The organism is Pseudomonas sp. EL_65y_Pfl2_R95, from assembly GCF_963971045.1.
Classification (GTDB): domain Bacteria; phylum Pseudomonadota; class Gammaproteobacteria; order Pseudomonadales; family Pseudomonadaceae; genus Aquipseudomonas.
In genome coordinates this window covers 84,536-101,529 of record NZ_CAXAOV010000004.1, presented here as the reverse complement: position 1 = coordinate 101,529, position 16,994 = coordinate 84,536, and the positions used below count along the sequence as shown (strand labels likewise).

Below are 16,994 nucleotides of genomic sequence, written 5' to 3'. Positions count from 1 at the left end.
CGGCCTCGCTCAACTGGCAGCGTGGGCAATGCAGGTGCGATTGCGTCCCTCGTGCTTGGCTTGGTAGAGCGCCTGGTCACTGCGTTCGATAAGGCTGTCCGGCAGATCGTCGTTGTCAGCGGTGGTGCTGGCAATGCCAATGCTCAGGGTCAGTCTGCCGAACGGGCTGCTGAGGTGTTTAATCCGCGCCTCGTCCAGTTGCTGATGCAGCTGGGCAGCTATGTGACTGGCGCCTTCGGCATCGGTATTTGCCAGGATGATCACGAACTCTTCACCGCCATAGCGGCAGGCTGAATCACCTTCACGCTGCAAGCAGCTCTGCATGATTTTGGCAACATGGCGTAAGGCATCGTCCCCCGCTAGGTGGCCGCGCTGATCGTTATAGGCTTTGAAGTAGTCGATATCGAGCATCATCAATGTCAGCGGTGAACCGGTGCGCTTCAAGCGTCGCCATTCACTGGCCAACTGGTTGTCAAAGTAGCGCCGGTTAAACAGTCCGGTTAAGCCATCTTGCTGTGAAAGGGTTTGCAACTGCGCCTCGAATTTAAGCCGCTCGCTGTTATCGCGCGAGACGCAAATCAAGTATTCGTGTTCATTGATCACCACCAACTGTGCGCTGATTTCTGCCGCCTGTACGCTGCCATCGCGCCGGAGCAGGTGGTGCTGGGACATCTGCGATGGACTGCTGTCTTGGGAGGCGCGCAGCTCGCTGAGCCAGTTGGTAAAGTTAGGCAGCAAGCGGTCAGGGTTCTCTTTGAATAATCGACTGAACGCTTCGGCGCTATAGCCTAGCGAGCGGTGGGTGGCGCGATTCATATAGAGAATTTCACGGCTGCTCGGGTTCACGATAAACAGGCCATCGCTGCTTGAGTCGGTCATGTCGATAACCAGCTGCAAGCGTTCGCGGCTTTCTATCAGCACGCGTTCAATGTGCTCGCGTTGGGCGATCTCTTTATTCAGGCGGCGGTTGCTGCTTTGCAAGTCATTGGCGCGTTGATGGCTTTGCAGTACCAGCGCCAATGCGGCGACCAGCAATGTGCTGATGATCAGACTGGCACTAAGTACGAACGTGGGCAGCGGAGTGCTCAATACATTCAGCAGTTTCTGGCTGGGCTTCAGGGTGAGAGCGAAATTTTGATTATTTAACAGGTGCAGGGCAATACTCTGTTCAAACTTAGCCTTGGTGTTGGGTTGCTCCCGGCTGTAGATTGGCTTGCCATTTTCCAGCAGCTCGGCGCTGAAGTAATCGCGATCCACTTCTGAGAGCAGTTGATCCATCAGTTGCTCGACTTTAAACACGCCCTGCAAAAAGCCGTCAAATATCCGCTTACCCTCTTCGTTCTTGATATACAGCGGGGTGTACAACACAAAACCGCGGCCGCCCTGAACCAGGGCAAAGCTATTGGAAAATTGAGCAGTGCCGGTGTCGCGCGCGCGCAAGGCAAGCGAATAGTTGGGGTGCTCCGGCCTGAGTACAAAATTGAGCGCTGCCTCGTTGCCGGTAACGGGCATTACCCAGTGCATATGCAGATCAGGGCCCAGCCACTGAATCGACTGATAGGCTTTGAAGTGCTCCAGGGAGAACTGACTTTCAAGCAGCCATTGGTCCTTGGGGACGCGCCCACGGTAATTCCACAGTTGGGCAATGCGATCGAGGTCCTCAACTTGGTCGTGCAGGCTGCTTTGCAAGCGTCTTGCAAGGTCTTTGGCCTGGAAGCTCACCCGCTCAGCGATGGATTGCTGTTGATCATGGACCATTTGTTGCCAAACGGTCAGGCTGGCAAAATAGAGCCCGCTCAAGAGTACTGCCAATGCAAATCGAGCTATCCATGTCTGTGACAGGCGTTGCGCCATAGAGCTGAGTCCGCTGGTTTAATTGTGGTGACTTAACGCATCTGCATAATTGCTTGCCAGTGGGTATCTGATACTGGCATTACGGATAAACGGCTACCTTTTTGCACAAGTGGCAACTCCAGCAGGGCGTGCTGTGCTTTAAGGTCGGTGAGGCTGATAACCTGCTTGAAGGCTTCTACGAATTCGATGTCGACGGCGCTCCATGGGTTCCTTTCGGCTGTGGCTTTGGTATCGAAGTAATGGCTTTGCTTATCCAGTGCGGTGGGATCAGGGTAGGCTTCGCGGCTGATTCGAGCGATGCCCGCTATGCCTGGCTCCGGGCAACTTGAGTGGTAGAAGAAAAATAAGTCCCCACTGTTCATGCTGCGCATAAAGTTGCGAGCTTGATAATTACGCACCCCATCCCAGCGCGCAACTGTTAAGCGCTGCAGGTCGTGAATTGAAAACTCATCAGGTTCTGATTTCATTAGCCAATTGGGCATGAACTTTGCTCCATCGATTGTGTCCTTAGGTCCTTAAGGATACCCGCAGCGAGGTAATCTGCAGAAAATGTCCAACAGGTGACCGTTGGGCACTTGCAATTGCCGAGCGCTAAACACAAGCAGACAATGCCAGCGCTTTTGTGGGTTTGAGCCTTTGCGAGTTAGTTATATAAAAATGCCGCCGGATACACCGTGCGCAGATTGCCTCAAAGGGGGAGGCATTCTATGAGACGTAAACCAGATTTGTTGTGGGTATTAGTGATTTTGTTCAGTTTGGGCGTGGTGACAACGGGTTATACCCAGAGTCTTTGGGATCGCCAGGCGGATACTTCTGTGAGTGAGTCGCAGCAGTCTTAGTCGCGGTATTGAATGGCGCTGCAGGATGCGGCGCAGCCTCAACCTAGTACCATTTTCGATCAGTCACTGTCGCATTCAGCGGCACATCCCAACTGGCCATGGCCAGCTTTTTGACCTGCTGGCACTCATGCGCTAAGCCCAGAAGCGTCGGCTTGTGACAATTCTTGCGCCTTGCCCTGTAGGCCAGGCTGCGATCGTAAAAGCCGCCGCCCATACCGAGGCGTCCGCCTTCGCGGTCAAAACCGACCAGCGGTAGCAAAATTAAATCGAGCGCCCAGACTTTGCGTTGCTGTGCTGGATTTGCCCGTGGCTCGGCAATGCCAAAACGATTGGCGTGCAGTTTGTCTGTTGGGCGAACGCGTTGAAACACCATTTTGGTGCGTGGCCATGCATTCAGCACGGGTAGGTAAGTCGCTTTGCCGCGCTTCTGAGCCGCGCGCATCAGTAGGCGCGGGTCGATCTCTCCATCATTGGGTAAATACAGGGCGATGTGCTTAGCGCGGCGAAATACCGGGTGCTGGGCAAGTTGCCTGTATACGCCTTGGGCGGCGCGCTGCTGTTGTGCAGGTGTGAGTGCCCGGCGTGCCTGGCGCAATGTGCGACGCAATTGTTTGCGGCTGAGAAGGGCTGGATCGAGCATCAGTGACGTCTGCCAGATCGCTTGCTGCCAAGGCAGGCAGCAAGCTTGGAAATAATGACTCCCCGACGTGCCGCTGTCGGTGTAGCCCTTGAACCCGAAAGTTCAAGGTGGAGGTTGAAGGAGGCGTTCAGGCTTTCCGTCGAGCGGACATGCACACCGGCCCCAACTTGCAACCCCCGGGGTTGTGCGTATCGGCTCAGGGACATGACCAACTGGCGCACACTCCAGGGAGCAGGGGCGAGTATACCTGAAAGCAACGCATTGATCAGCCCGGCTGACCACCTACGTCATCAGCAAGTGCATTATCGACCCGTTGCAATAGGTCGCGTACCTGTTCGCGGGTTGATGAAGTCTGCACATCCAGGTCGCTTTGCTTGTGCAGTAATTCGTGGGTGATATTGAGTGCGGCCATCACCGCGACACGGTCGGCTCCAATGACTTTGCCACTGCTGCGTATCTCACGCATTTTTGCATCCAGATAGCGCGCGGCGCCTTCTAGATTGGCTCGTTCGCTCTGCGGACAGTTGATGCAATATTCTTTATCGAGGATCTGAACGTTTACGGTATTCGACTGTGTCATGAGTCCTGCTCCAGGGCTTTAAGGCGCGAAATCATTGATTCGACCTTATGCCGGGCCAATTCGTTCTTTTCAATCAGATGAGCGCGCTCCTCGCGCCATGTTTGCTCGTGTGCAACCAGTACTCGGTTCTGAGCCTTGAGCTGCTCGACACGCTGGACAAGGAGTTCCAGTTTGCTCGTCAGGGCTTGCAGATCGGCGTCTTCCATTGGGTCTCGCTAAGACAAAAATTGATCGGGAGTAGGTCTGCGTAAGCGTTGTTGTAACCCTAGGATATAGGCCTGATGCCGTTCGGGGTCAAACCGCATGTGCCAATATACGACAGGCTGGGCATCCTCAGGGCATGGCAAGTTGCTGCAACATCCATTCGCTAAGCACCTTGAGCGCGCTGATCGGTAAGACTCATGTCGCGTTGATGGTCTTGGCGTACCTGCCAATGCTAGGATACTAAGCCTCTATTCTAGTGATTGCGCCGTCTAGCGCCTAGTAATCTATGCCAACTTCTAGTTCTCCTTATTCTGCATTTGCCGCGTTGCTCAACAGCAACGGGTTTTCTATTTCTCCTGCCGAACTGCAAGGCTTGCTGCTGGGGCGCAGTTGCGCTGGCGCGGGTTTTGAGGTCGACGGTTGGCTGGTCGATGCCGCAGAGCTGCTCGGCGCTGCACCGGTTGATAACGTTCGCCAGGCCCTGATTGGGCTGCAGGAAATGGTCAAAACAGAGCTCACCGGTAGCGACGTTACCCTGGTGTTGCTGCTGCCATCTGATGATGCGCCGCTGAGCGAGCGAGCGGTTGCGCTGGGTCAATGGTGTCAGGGTTTCCTTGGCGGATTTGGTCTGGTTGCCGGTGATACCGCGTTGAGCACCGAAGCGATGGAAGTGTTGCAAGACCTGTCGGCCATTGCTCAGGTACAAAACGCCCTAGAGGAATCCGAGGACGGTGAAAATGACTATATGGAAGTCATGGAATACCTACGCGTAGCGCCGTTGCTGTTGTTTAGCGAGTTTGCCAAACCTGAAGCGCCGACCGAGAAGCCGTCGCTGCATTGATTTTAAGTCTCAACTAGCGGACCCCGTCAGCCATGATCAGCATCCCAAAGTCGGAATATGCCCGTCGGCGCAAGGCGCTGATGGCGCAGATGGAACCCAACAGCATCGCAATTTTGCCTGCTGCACCGGTGTACATCCGTAATCGCGACGTCGAACACATCTTCCGTCAGGACAGCGATTTTCAATACCTCTCAGGCTTCCCGGAGCCTGACGCGGTGATTGCGTTGATTCCAGGGCGTGAGCATGGTGAGTACGTGTTGTTCTGCCGTGAGCGTGATCCCGAGCGTGAGCTATGGGACGGTCTGCGCGCGGGTCAGGATGGCGCTGTGAGTCGTTTTGGCGCGGATGACGCGTTCCCCATCGGCGATATTGACGATATTCTGCCGGGCCTGATTGAGGGCCGTGAGCGGGTTTATTACTCCATGGGCACCAATCAAGAATTTGACCGCCACTTGATGGACTGGATCAACGTCATCCGGTCTAAAGCGCGCCAAGGCGCACAGCCGCCCAATGAGTTTGTCGCGCTCAATCACTTGCTCCACGACATGCGCCTGTACAAGAGTGCAAACGAGGTCAAGGTGATGCGCGAAGCGGCGCAGATTTCCTCCCGCGCCCATGTACAGGCGATGCGCGTCAGTCGTCCGGGTTTATTCGAATTTCACCTCGAAGCCGAGCTGGATTATGAGTTCCGTAAAGGTGGGGCAAAAATGCCTGCCTACGGTTCTATCGTCGCCACCGGTAAAAACGCCTGCATCCTGCATTATCACGAGAATGATGCGGCCTTGAAGGACGGGGATCTGGTGCTGATTGATGCCGGCTGTGAGATTGATTGCTACGCCAGCGATATCACCCGCACATTCCCGGCGAACGGTAAATTTTCGCCTGAGCAAAAAGCAATCTACGAGTTAGTGCTGGCCTCGCAAGAAGCTGCATTCCTCGAAATTGGCCCCGGTAAGCACTGGAATCAGGCGCACGAAGCCACAGTGCAGGTTATTACTGCTGGCTTGGTTGAGCTGGGCTTGCTGGATGGCGATGTTGATGAACTCATCGCCAGCGAAGCCTACAAGGCGTTCTACATGCACCGCGCCGGTCATTGGCTGGGGATGGATGTGCACGATGTGGGCGACTATAAAGTCGGCGGCGAATGGCGGGTGCTGGAAGTCGGCATGGCGATGACAGTTGAGCCGGGTATTTATATTTCCCCTGACAATCAAAACGTCGCAAAAAAATGGCGTGGCATCGGCGTACGGATCGAAGATGATGTTGTGGTGACCAAGGCCGGTTGTGAAATCCTCACCACCGGCGTGCCTAAGACTGTCGCTGAAATCGAGGCGCTGATGGCCGGCGCGCCCCAAGTTGTCTGAGTCAACGCCGCGCGTCGAGCTGGCGATTATTGGGGGCGGTCTGGTCGGCGCCAGCCTGGCGCTGGCGCTGCAAGGCGAGGCGAAAAAGCGCGGCTGGCGGATCTGCCTGATCGAGCCGTTTACCCCGGGTTCGGGTTATCAGCCGAGTTATGACGCCCGCTCGACCGCCTTGTCTTATGGTTCCCAGCAACTGTATCAGCGCTTGGGTATTTGGCAGCAGATCGCCGAGCATGCCGAGCCGATTCAGCATATCCATGTCTCTGACCGTGGGCGTTTCGCCGCCGCCCGCCTGAGTGCCCGTGAAGAGAACGTGCCCGCCTTGGGCTATGTGGTTGAGAACGCCTGGATTGGCGAGTGCTTGTGGCAAGCGCTCGATCAATCAGTGGTGAGTTGGCGCAGCCCCGCCCAAGTGACTCGGCTGGAAGCGTTGGATAACGGTTACCGGCTCACGCTGCAAGATGGCGCTGTGCTGGATAGCGACTTGGCCATTCTGGCCGAAGGGGGGCGCTCGGGCTTGCGTGAACAACTGGGCATTAACGTCAAACAGACGCCCTATGATCAGAGTGCTTTGATCGCCAATGTCAGTACCCGCGACGCCCCTGCTGGGCAGGCGTTCGAGCGTTTCACTGAGGACGGACCGATGGCCATGTTGCCATTGGCGGGCAATCGCAGCGCGCTGGTATGGACCCGCGCCACAGCGGATGCCGAACGCTTGATGGGCTTGCCTGACGCTGCCTTTATCGCTGAGTTGCAATTGGCCTTTGGCTATCGCCTCGGCGCCATTACTCAGATAGGCGAGCGGCATTTGTATCCACTGGCGCTGGTTGAGGCGCAGGAGCAGGTTCGCCCGCACCTTGTTGTGCTGGGCAATGCCGCGCACAGCCTGCATCCCATCGCCGGGCAGGGCTATAACCTATCCCTGCGCGACACCATCGCCCTGGCCGATTGCCTGCTCGCCAGTACCGCACCACTCGGGGATTTCGCCACTTTGCAGGGTTATTTGCGTAGCCAGCAACTCGATCAACAACTGACCGTGGGTTTCTCTGATCAAGTGACTCGCCTGTTTAGTTCAGGTGAGCCGCTGCAAGTTGCCGGGCGTAATCTGGGTTTGCTCGGGCTTGATCTGTTGCCGCCCGCCAAGCGCTGGTTTGCCCGTCAGGCCATGGGCATCGGCACGCGGTCGCAAGCATGAGCCGAACCGCCAAAGAGCTGGCGCGAAAGGCGCGTTTTCTGCGCTGGGCACTGAATGTCTATCCGCCTTATTTAGGCGCAGGCATTCGTGTGCGGCATATAAGCGCAGACTTTAAGCAGCTCCGGGTAAAAATGGGGCTGGGTTGGTATAACCGCAACTACGTTGGCACCCAGTTCGGCGGCAGCCTGTATTCGATGACCGATCCATTTTACATGCTGCTGTTGATGGAAAACCTCGGCAGCGATTACATCGTTTGGGATAAGGCTGCCAATATCGATTTTATTGCGCCTGGCAAAGGCCCGGTGTTTGCTGAGTTCAGCATTGACGATGGCCTGCTCGAAGAGATTCGCGAGCGTACTGCAAGCGGGGACAAGTACCTGCCCGAGCTGCAGGTTGAGGTGCGTGATGACGCAGGCACCTTGGTCGCCAAGGTGCACAAAACCTTGTACGTGCGATTAAAGTCTCGCGTCAGGCAGGCTGCTTAAGGAATGAATATGCACGCGGATATGATCATCGTCGGGGCCGGAATGGTAGGCAGTGCGTTGGCCTTGGCCCTGCAAGACAGCGGTCTGGACATTCTGGTTATCGATGGTAGCTCATTAAGCCTGGAGCCATTCGACTCTGCAGCCCCATTCGAGGCGCGGGTCAGCGCATTGTCTATGGCCAGTCAGCGGGTACTTGAGCGACTCAATGTCTGGCCGGGCATAGCGGCACGTCGCACTAGTGCCTATCGCGATATGCACGTATGGGACGGCGCCGGGACCGGCAATATTCATTTCAGCGCCGCCAGCGTGCACGCCGAAACCCTGGGCCATATCGTCGAAAATCGAGTGGTTCAGGATGCGCTGCTTGAGCAGCTGCATGAAAGCAACATCGGCCTGTTGGCCAACGCCAAGCTGGAGCAACTGCGTCGCTCTGGGCATGAGTGGTTGCTGACACTTGAGGATGGCCGTGAACTGCGCGCGCCCTTATTGATTGCGGCGGATGGCGCCAACTCTGCGGTACGCCGTTTGGTCGGCAGTGCGACGCGGGAGTGGGATTACCTGCATCACGCCATAGTCACCAGTGTGCGCACCGAGCAAGCGAATCAGGCCACTGCTTGGCAGCGTTTTACGGATGATGGCCCACTGGCATTTTTACCGCTGGTCAGTGATAAGCCCGGTGAGTATTGGTCTTCGATTGTCTGGTCAGCAACGCCAACTGAGGTTGAGCGCTTGATGGCGTTGGATGACGGACAGTTTTGCACTGAACTTGGCAAGGCTTTCGAGCTGCGCTTGGGCAAGGTTTTGCACAGCGATCGGCGGGTGGCTATTCCACTGCGCCAGCGTCACGCCAAGCGTTATGTTGAACAGGGTTTGGCATTAATTGGCGATGCGGCGCATAGCATTCATCCATTGGCCGGGCAGGGGGTTAATCTGGGTTTCCTTGATGCTGCTGTCCTGGCTGATGTGCTGCAACATGCATTGGCCCGCGGCGAATCCCCAGCCGATGAGCGGGTGCTAAGCCGCTATGAACGTCGGCGTATGCCGCACAATCTGGGCATGATGGCGGCAATGGAGGGCTTTGAGCGCTTGTTTCAGGCCGATCCCTTACCGGTGCGCTGGTTACGCAATGCAGGGCTCAACTGGGTTGATGAATTACCCGAAGCAAAAGCCCTGTTTGTGCGCCAGGCGCTCGGTTTAAGTGGTGACTTGCCCCCTTTGGCCAAATCCTGAGCAGGTTGTGAGGCGCGCCAGCGCTGACTTGTAGCGAAAGTGTAATCCGCCGTAACAACTGCTGGGCAGCGGTTTGTTGAGATGCTAAATGCTATTCAATATCATTTGCAGATTAACTCAACAATCAGAGCAAGAGACAACGCCCATGCAGCCAAGCAAGCGATTACTCGCCGCGTTCACCCTGACCGCCCTTGCAGGCGGTGCTCAAGCCGCTGACGAAGTGGTGGTTTACTCTTCGCGGATCGACGAACTGATCAAGCCTGTGTTTGATGCATACACGGCGAAAACCGGCGTTCCCGTCAAGTTCATCACCGACAAAGAAGCGCCGCTGATTGCGCGCCTGAAAGCCGAAGGCGCCAACACGCCAGCTGACATGCTGATCACCGTGGATGCCGGTAACCTTTGGCAGGCTGAGCAAGCTGGCGTGCTGCAGCCATTCAAGTCGGCCACCATCGATGCCAATATTCCGCCTCAGTACCGCTCCAGCACTGACAGCTGGACCGGTTTGTCGCTGCGTGCGCGGACCATCTTCTACTCCACCGAGCGGGTCAAGCCGAGCGAGTTGTCGACCTACGAAGCACTGGCTGACAAAAACTGGGAAGGCCGTCTGTGCCTGCGCACCAGCAAGAAGGTCTACAACCAGTCGCTGACCGCCACTTTGATTGAAGCCCACGGCGAGGCGAAAACCGAAGAAATCATCAAAGGCTGGGTGCACAACCTGGCGACCGATGTATTCCCGGATGACACCGCACTGTTGCAGGCAATCGACGCAGGCCAATGTGATGTCGGTATCACCAATACCTATTATTACGGCCGTCTGCACAAAGAAAAGCCGCAGCTTAAGGTCAAGCCGTTCTGGCCTAACCAGCAAGACCGTGGTGTGCACGTCAACTTGGCTGGCGCCGGTATAACCAAGCATGCACCCCATGCTGAGGCTGCGCAAAAGTTGTTGGAGTGGATGACCTCGGAAGAGGCCCAGGCGTTGTTCGCAGGCTTGAATCAGGAATTCCCGGCTAACCCGAAAGTCCCGTCATCCGAAGAAGTTCAGGCCTGGGGCACATTCAAGGCCGATGCCATTCCAGTTGAGGTGGCCGGTAAGCGTCAAGCCCAAGCCATCATGCTGATGGATCGCGCTGGCTGGAACTAAAGCAGCCGTTTGATGCCCGCGCTATTCGACGCCCCAGCCTGGTCTGGGGCGTTGTTATTTGTGATTTGAGGATTTTCGTGGCCCATCCTGCCCAGCGTCGCTGGTACCCCATTGCCTTTATGGTTGCCGTGTTGGTGCTGCTGCCGCTGACGGTGATGCTATTGAGTTGGCATGATATTGACCTCCAGATATGGTCGCACCTGTGGCAAACGCAACTGCCCCGGCTAATTAGCAATACCGTGATTTTGGTGACCGGTGTGGCAGTGGGCGTCACCGTGCTGGGCGTGAGTTTGGCGTGGTTAACCAGCCTCTGTGAGTTTCCAGGCAGGCGTTGGCTGGACTGGGCGTTGATGCTACCTTTTGCCATTCCTGCTTACGTTCTGGCCTTTGTCTTCGTCGGCTTGCTGGATTTTTCCGGGCCGTTACAGACGCTTATGCGAGAGTGGTTTGGCAATGGCGTACGTTTTCCGCGGGTGCGCTCGACCGGCGGCGTGATTATCGTTTTGGTGCTGGTGTTTTACCCCTACGTATATCTGCTCGCGCGCAATGCCTTTCTTGCTCAGGGTAAAGGCCTGATGGAGGCTGCCCGGGTGCTCGGACACAGTCCTTGGCAGGCATTCTGGAGTGTGGCTGTGCCGATGGCGCGCCCGGCTATTGGCGCGGGGCTGGCCTTGGCGATCATGGAAACACTGGCCGATTTTGGCGCTGTTTCAGTGTTTAATTTCGACACCTTCACCACGGCGATTTATAAGACTTGGTATGGCTTTTACAGCCTGACCAGTGCTGCCCAATTGGCCAGTTTGTTATTACTGGTGGTAATGCTGGTGCTCTATGGTGAGCGGCGCGCGCGCGGTGCTGTGCGCCCCGCCAATGAACGGCCGCGAAGAGAGGCGCTATACAACCTCACCGGTTTCAAGGCGTTTGCAGCCAGCGGTTGGTGCTTGCTGGTGTTTGCCTGCGCCTTTGTTATACCGCTGGCGCAATTGCTGGTGTGGTTTTGGCAGCGCGGCCGCTTCGATCTGGATGAGCGCTACGCTGCGCTGATCCTGCATACCTTGTATCTCGGCGCGTTGGCTGCTTTGGTGACTGTCAGCGTCGCCATGCTGCTGGCCTTTGCTCGGCGCTTAACCCCAACCCGGCTTATGCGCTCAACCGTAAGCTTGGCCAATTTGGGTTATGCCTTGCCGGGCTCGATGTTGGCGGTGGCCATCATGCTGGCGTTCAGTTATCTCGATAATAAACTGGTGATCCCACTTTCAAACCTGCTTGGTGGCGCTGGTGGGCGTATGTTACTGGGCAGTTTGGCTGCGCTGGTGCTGGCCTATTTGATTCGCTTTATGGCGGTGGCTTACGGGCCGCTTGAGAACAGTCTTGGTCGAATTCGCCCGTCATTGCCTGAAGCCTCGCGCAGCCTGGGTGTGGGTGGGCTGGGGTTGTTTTTCCGGGTCTACCTACCTTTATTACTGCCAGGGGCGTTATCTGCGGCACTCTTGGTATTTGTCGATGTGCTAAAGGAAATGCCCGCTACGCTACTGATGCGTCCGTTCGGTTGGGACACCTTAGCGGTGCGAGTTTTTGAAATGACCAGTGAAGGTGAGTGGGCCCGCGCGGCATTACCGGCGTTGACATTGATAGCGGTGAGTTTGCTACCAGTTGTCGCTTTGATTCGCCGCTCTGCGCAGACGCGCGGCTGAGTAGTGGGCTATTTCAGTGCGGTACGGGCAAATTGCCCTGACGTTCGTGATGCAGATGAACACAGCCAAGATGACCTGCTCGCACCTTGTGGATACAATGCACGCCATTCGCTGCAGCCAACCTCATCAGGATGGGTGTTTGCACCCTGACTCCACGCCTTGCCGCGCGGACTCGCAAACAGTGCTGTAGTTTTGCCAAAGCCCGGAAGGAGAACCTCATGGGGCAGCGCACACCTCTTTACGACCTGCACCTTGCTTTGGGTGCCAAGATGGTCGATTTCGGCGGCTGGGATATGCCGCTGCATTACGGCTCGCAAGTCGAAGAGCATCATGAAGTGCGCCGCGACTGCGGCGTTTTTGATGTCTCGCACATGACCGTGGTCGATATTCACGGCGACCAAGCAAAATTATATATGCAGCGCCTGCTGGCCAACGATGTTGAGCGTTTGCAGGGGCCGGGTAGAGCACTGTATAGCAGTATGCTCAACACCGAGGGCGGTGTGGTTGATGACCTGATGGTCTATCGCACGGGTTTCGGTTACCGCGTTGTGGTCAATGCGGCAACGCGTGACAAAGACCTGGCCTGGATGAACCAGCAAGCCCATGGGTTTGCTGTACAGTTGCATGAGCGCAGCGATCTTGCGATGTTTGCCATTCAAGGCCCACATGCCCGTGAGAAAGCCTGCGAGCAAGTCAGCCAGGCCTGCGCTGCACTTATCCATGAGTTGGTGCCCTTTCAGGGGTTGCCGGAAGGCGACTGGTTTATCGCGCGCTCGGGTTATACCGGCGAAGATGGCTTGGAAATTATGTTGCCCAGCGATCAGGCTGTAGCCTTTTTCAATGAATTGGTGGGGGCCGGGATTTCGCCGATAGGCTTGGGCGCACGTGACACCTTGCGCCTTGAAGCAGGAATGAATCTTTACGGCCAAGATATGGATGAAAGTGTGACGCCTCTTGCCTCGAACCTGGCCTGGAGTGTGGCGTGGGAACCGGCTAACCGTGACTTTGTCGGGCGTGACGCCTTGCAGCAGCAGATGCAGCGCGGTGTTTCGACAAAATTGGTCGGGCTGGTCCTTGAAGAGCGCGGTGTACTGCGTGCGCACCAAGTGGTGCGGGTTGACGGTGTCGGTGAGGGTGAAATCACCAGCGGAAGTTTTTCCCCTACGCTGAATAAGTCGATTGCGCTTGCGCGCTTGCCGGTAGCGACCTGTGAACGTGCTGAAGTCGAAATCCGCGGTAAATGGTATCCCGTTCGTGTGGTCAAGCCCGCGTTTGTGCGCCACGGCAAAGCCCTGATTTAATCGTTATATAACGGCGCTGAAATTGCCTTCCAAAACCGGTTTGTATGACCAACGGTTTAGCGGAACGCTGTCGAAGTTGCCAAGCCCTGCTAAATTTTCCTGACGGCGCGGTCGCCGTCATGCCTTATTGAGGAATCCGACATGAGCAATATCCCCGCCGAACTGCGTTACGCCTCCAGCCACGAATGGGCTCGTTTAGAAGCCGATGGCAGCGTAACAGTAGGTATTTCCGACCACGCGCAAGAAGCGCTGGGCGACGTAGTGTTTATCGAGTTGCCAGAGGTTGGCAAAACCCTGGCTGCAGGTCAGGAAGCGGGTGTGGTTGAGTCGGTAAAGGCGGCATCGGATATTTATTCACCGGTCGGCGGTGAAGTGATCGCGATTAATGAGTCGCTGGCAGACAGCCCGGAGAGCGTCAACACCGACCCGTACGGCAACTGGTTCTTCAAACTTAAGCCAAGCGATGTCAGCGAACTCGAAAAGCTGCTTGATGCGGGTGCCTATAAAGCTTCAGCTGACGCCTAAAAGCGCTGCAAAGGTGTGTCGCAGCTGCGCCTTCCCTTTGCGCTGCGCTGTAGTTATCGACACCAGGGTTTAATACCCTTTGCTAGATAAATGCGTGCAGATAGTTGAGAGTTTTCTAAGCTAATAAGGCCTCGTATTGCAGCGCGTGAGCACCTGGATGGGTGAGGCGCGCGCAATCAGGGGTCTTGTCATTTTTAGAGGTTCTCAACATGCCTGCAACGCCGTCATTGTCGCAACTCAAGCAGTCGGATGCATTTCTACGCCGCCACATTGGCCCCGATGCCGCCGAGCAACACGCCATGCTGGCTGCGCTGCAGGTGCCCAGCCGAGCCGCGTTGATCGAACAGACAGTGCCGCCGTCGATCCGCTTGAATCGCCCCTTGGAATTACCTGCTGCGCTGGATGAGCAAGCCGCGCTGGCCAAGTTGCGCGGCTATGCCGAGCAGAATCAACTGTGGACCAGCCTGATCGGCATGGGTTATCACAACACCATTACCCCGACTGTTATCTTGCGTAACGTGCTGGAAAATCCAGGCTGGTACACCGCCTACACGCCGTATCAACCGGAAATCGCCCAAGGCCGCCTCGAAGCGCTGCTTAACTTTCAGCAGATGACCATTGACCTGACGGGTCTAGAGCTGGCCAGCGCCTCGCTATTGGATGAAGCCACTGCGGCCGCCGAGGCGATGGCACTGGCTAAGCGGGTTGCCAAGTCGAAAAGCAACCTGTTCTTTGTCGATCACAATTGCCACCCTCAGACTATTTCCGTGGTGCAGACCCGCGCTGAAGGCTTCGGCTTTGAGCTGGTCATTGCTGATGTCGCGACCCTTGGCGAGCATCAGGTATTTGGCGCGTTGCTGCAGTATCCAGACACCCATGGCGAGATCCGCGATCTGCAGCCATTGATTAGCCAATTACATGCCCAGCAGGCATTGGCCTGTGTCGCAGCGGACCTGATGAGTTTGCTGCTGCTGACTCCGCCCGGTGAGTTGGGCGCGGACGTGGTGTTGGGATCAGCTCAGCGCTTTGGCGTTCCCATGGGTTACGGTGGCCCTCATGCCGCATTTTTTGCGACGCGCGATGCCTTCAAACGGGCGATGCCTGGGCGGATCATCGGCGTGTCAAAAGACTCGCGCGGCAATATGGCGCTACGCATGGCCTTGCAAACCCGCGAGCAGCATATCCGCCGCGAGAAAGCCAATTCGAACATCTGTACCGCGCAGGTGCTGCTGGCCAATATCGCCAGCTTCTATGCGGTGTATCACGGGCCGCAAGGGCTCAAGCGCATTGCTCAGCGCATCCACAGGCTCACCGCAATTCTGGCAGCCGGCCTGCAAAGCAAAGGGATGAAACGCGATAATCAGTATTTCTTCGACACCTTGACTTTGGATGTCGGCGGCAGTCAGACCGCGATCATTGAGTCGGCGCAGGGGGTGGAGATTAATCTGCGCATTCTGGGCCGTGGCAAGCTCGGGGTGAGCCTGGATGAAAGCTGCGACGAGCACAGGGTTGAGCAGCTGTTTGCAGTGTTTCTGGGCGCCGACCATGGCTTGAGTGTTGCTGAGCTGGATGCAGGCGAGGTTGTCGAGGGCATTCCAGGCAACCTGCAGCGCAGCGCGAATTACCTGACGCATCCGGTGTTCAATACCCATCACAGCGAAACCGAGATGCTGCGCTACATCAAGCAACTTGAGAATAAGGATCTGGCGCTGAATCAGGCGATGATCCCGCTGGGTTCATGCACTATGAAGCTCAACGCCACCAGCGAAATGATCCCGATCACCTGGCCCGAGTTTGCCAATATCCACCCTTTTGCACCGCTGGAGCAGGCCCAGGGCTATGCCTTGATGATCAATGAGCTGGATGAATGGCTGCGCGCAATTACCGGTTTTGATGCGATCTGCATGCAGCCCAACTCCGGCGCTCAGGGCGAGTACGCTGGCTTGTTGGCGATTAGCAAATACCACCAGAGTCGCGGTGATACGCAGCGCAATATCTGCCTTATTCCGGCTTCGGCCCATGGCACCAACCCAGCCTCCGCGCAGATGACCAGCATGCGTGTGGTGATCGTCGAGTGTGACAGTGAAGGTAACGTCGACCTTGAAGACCTCAAGCTTAAAGCCGCCGAGGCGGGTGATCAGCTGGCGTGCTTGATGGCCACCTATCCTTCAACCCATGGTGTCTATGAGGAGGGCATCGTTGAGATCTGTCAGGTGATTCATGACCAGGGTGGCCAGGTTTATATGGATGGCGCTAACCTCAATGCCCAGGTTGGGCTGGCACGCCCGGCAGATATTGGCGCTGATGTTTCGCACATGAATCTGCATAAAACCTTCTGTATTCCCCATGGCGGCGGTGGTCCGGGTATGGGGCCAATTGGTGTGCGGGCGCATTTGGCGCCGTTTGTCGCCAACCACCCGGTGATAGAGCTCAAAGGTCCTAATCCTGAAAATACAGCGGTGTGCGCTGCGCCGTGGGGCAGTGCGAGTATTCTGCCCATCAGTTGGATGTATATCGCCATGATGGGCCCACAATTAGCCGACGCTACGGAAGTGGCGATACTCAGCGCTAATTATCTGGCGGATAAACTCAAGGATGCCTTTCCGATACTGTTCAGTGGCCGCAATGGCCGTGTGGCCCATGAATGCATCATTGATTTGCGCCCGCTCAAAGCACAGACCGGGGTGAGTGAGGAAGATGTGGCCAAGCGGCTGATCGATTATGGTTTCCACGCGCCAACCATGTCATTTCCGGTGCCCGGCACCCTGATGATTGAGCCCACCGAGAGTGAGTCACAGCACGAGCTGGACCGCTTCATCGAGGCCATGCTGTGTATCCGCGCAGAAATCGCCAAGGTGCAAAATGGCGACTGGCCAGAAGATGACAATCCGCTGGCCCGTGCGCCACACACGCTGGCCGACGTAGTCGGCATCTGGGAACGACCCTACAGCATCGCGCAGGCGGTAACCCCAAGCGAACATACACGCGCGCACAAATACTGGCCGGCGGTTAACCGTGTCGACAACGTCTATGGCGACCGCAACCTGTTCTGCGCCTGCGTGCCCCTAGACGCTTATCGCGATTAATTGGCCTGTAGC

Annotated in this window: 16 protein-coding genes and 1 other RNA gene; 11 read left to right on the top strand and 6 right to left on the bottom strand. The window is 56.5% G+C overall.

The window, feature by feature from the left end:
* Positions 1 to 9: 9 nt before the first annotated feature.
* Both AACY09_RS13930 and AACY09_RS13925 read right to left on the bottom strand, forming a co-directional pair.
* Positions 10 to 1,854 (bottom strand): sensor domain-containing diguanylate cyclase, encoded by a 1,845-nt coding sequence (locus tag AACY09_RS13930; protein WP_339488858.1) that lies wholly within the window; start codon positions 1,852 to 1,854, stop codon positions 10 to 12.
* Positions 1,855 to 1,886: 32 nt separating this feature from the next.
* Positions 1,887 to 2,336 (bottom strand): EVE domain-containing protein, encoded by a 450-nt coding sequence (locus AACY09_RS13925; RefSeq protein ID WP_339488856.1) that lies wholly within the window; start codon positions 2,334 to 2,336, stop codon positions 1,887 to 1,889.
* Positions 2,337 to 2,561: 225 nt separating this feature from the next.
* Between AACY09_RS13925 and AACY09_RS13920 the strand changes: the two genes are divergently transcribed.
* Positions 2,562 to 2,693, top strand: a complete 132-nt coding sequence (locus AACY09_RS13920) for a hypothetical protein (RefSeq protein ID WP_339488854.1) — start codon at positions 2,562 to 2,564, stop codon at positions 2,691 to 2,693.
* A 43-nt stretch (positions 2,694 to 2,736) separates the two neighbouring features.
* Here the strand turns inward: AACY09_RS13920 and AACY09_RS13915 are convergent, their stop codons facing one another.
* From AACY09_RS13915 to AACY09_RS13900, 4 genes are all read right to left on the bottom strand, one after another.
* Positions 2,737 to 3,333 (bottom strand): 5-formyltetrahydrofolate cyclo-ligase, encoded by a 597-nt coding sequence (locus AACY09_RS13915; RefSeq protein WP_339488853.1) that lies wholly within the window; start codon positions 3,331 to 3,333, stop codon positions 2,737 to 2,739.
* A 55-nt stretch (positions 3,334 to 3,388) separates the two neighbouring features.
* Positions 3,389 to 3,567, bottom strand: a non-coding RNA gene (gene ssrS / locus AACY09_RS13910) — 6S RNA.
* 31 nt (positions 3,568 to 3,598) lie between these two features.
* Complete coding sequence (locus AACY09_RS13905; RefSeq protein WP_339488851.1) at positions 3,599 to 3,913, bottom strand: cell division protein ZapA; 315 nt, start codon at positions 3,911 to 3,913, stop codon at positions 3,599 to 3,601.
* Positions 3,910 to 4,119: a TIGR02449 family protein gene (locus AACY09_RS13900; RefSeq protein ID WP_339488849.1), complete on the bottom strand. Its 210-nt coding sequence runs from the start codon at positions 4,117 to 4,119 to the stop codon at positions 3,910 to 3,912. The genes AACY09_RS13905 and AACY09_RS13900 overlap by 4 nt, the downstream gene beginning before the upstream one ends.
* Before the next feature lie 284 nt (positions 4,120 to 4,403).
* Here AACY09_RS13900 and AACY09_RS13895 point away from each other — a divergent pair, with 284 nt between their 5' ends.
* The 10 genes from AACY09_RS13895 (at position 4,404) to gcvP (ending at position 16,982) form a co-directional block, all read left to right on the top strand.
* The gene (locus AACY09_RS13895; RefSeq protein WP_339488848.1) at positions 4,404 to 4,958 is read left to right on the top strand and encodes a YecA/YgfB family protein; all 555 of its coding nucleotides are present in this window, start codon (positions 4,404 to 4,406) and stop codon (positions 4,956 to 4,958) included.
* 32 nt (positions 4,959 to 4,990) lie between these two features.
* Positions 4,991 to 6,322 carry a Xaa-Pro aminopeptidase gene (pepP, locus tag AACY09_RS13890; RefSeq protein ID WP_339488847.1) on the top strand — a complete coding sequence of 444 codons (1,332 nt, stop codon included), beginning with the start codon at positions 4,991 to 4,993 and terminating at the stop codon, positions 6,320 to 6,322.
* Positions 6,315 to 7,514 (top strand): 2-octaprenyl-6-methoxyphenyl hydroxylase, encoded by a 1,200-nt coding sequence (gene ubiH, locus AACY09_RS13885; RefSeq protein WP_339488846.1) that lies wholly within the window; start codon positions 6,315 to 6,317, stop codon positions 7,512 to 7,514. The genes pepP and ubiH overlap by 8 nt, the downstream gene beginning before the upstream one ends.
* The gene (locus tag AACY09_RS13880; RefSeq protein WP_339488845.1) at positions 7,511 to 7,999 is read left to right on the top strand and encodes a DUF4442 domain-containing protein; all 489 of its coding nucleotides are present in this window, start codon (positions 7,511 to 7,513) and stop codon (positions 7,997 to 7,999) included. The genes ubiH and AACY09_RS13880 overlap by 4 nt, the downstream gene beginning before the upstream one ends.
* Before the next feature lie 9 nt (positions 8,000 to 8,008).
* The gene (locus AACY09_RS13875; protein ID WP_339488843.1) at positions 8,009 to 9,229 is read left to right on the top strand and encodes a 2-octaprenyl-3-methyl-6-methoxy-1,4-benzoquinol hydroxylase; all 1,221 of its coding nucleotides are present in this window, start codon (positions 8,009 to 8,011) and stop codon (positions 9,227 to 9,229) included.
* Positions 9,230 to 9,374: 145 nt separating this feature from the next.
* On the top strand, positions 9,375 to 10,376 hold the full coding sequence (locus AACY09_RS13870) for an extracellular solute-binding protein (RefSeq protein WP_339488841.1): 1,002 nt from the start codon (positions 9,375 to 9,377) through the stop codon (positions 10,374 to 10,376).
* 77 nt (positions 10,377 to 10,453) lie between these two features.
* The gene (locus AACY09_RS13865; RefSeq protein ID WP_339488839.1) at positions 10,454 to 12,070 is read left to right on the top strand and encodes an ABC transporter permease; all 1,617 of its coding nucleotides are present in this window, start codon (positions 10,454 to 10,456) and stop codon (positions 12,068 to 12,070) included.
* 218 nt (positions 12,071 to 12,288) lie between these two features.
* Complete coding sequence (gcvT, locus tag AACY09_RS13860) at positions 12,289 to 13,371, top strand: glycine cleavage system aminomethyltransferase GcvT (protein ID WP_339488837.1); 1,083 nt, start codon at positions 12,289 to 12,291, stop codon at positions 13,369 to 13,371.
* A gap of 141 nt (positions 13,372 to 13,512) precedes the next feature.
* A complete protein-coding gene (gene gcvH / locus AACY09_RS13855) occupies positions 13,513 to 13,896 on the top strand; it encodes a glycine cleavage system protein GcvH (RefSeq protein ID WP_339488835.1) in 384 nt (127 codons plus the stop codon).
* A gap of 209 nt (positions 13,897 to 14,105) precedes the next feature.
* Complete coding sequence (gene gcvP / locus AACY09_RS13850; protein WP_339488833.1) at positions 14,106 to 16,982, top strand: aminomethyl-transferring glycine dehydrogenase; 2,877 nt, start codon at positions 14,106 to 14,108, stop codon at positions 16,980 to 16,982.
* The last annotated feature ends 12 nt before the right edge of the window (positions 16,983 to 16,994 follow it).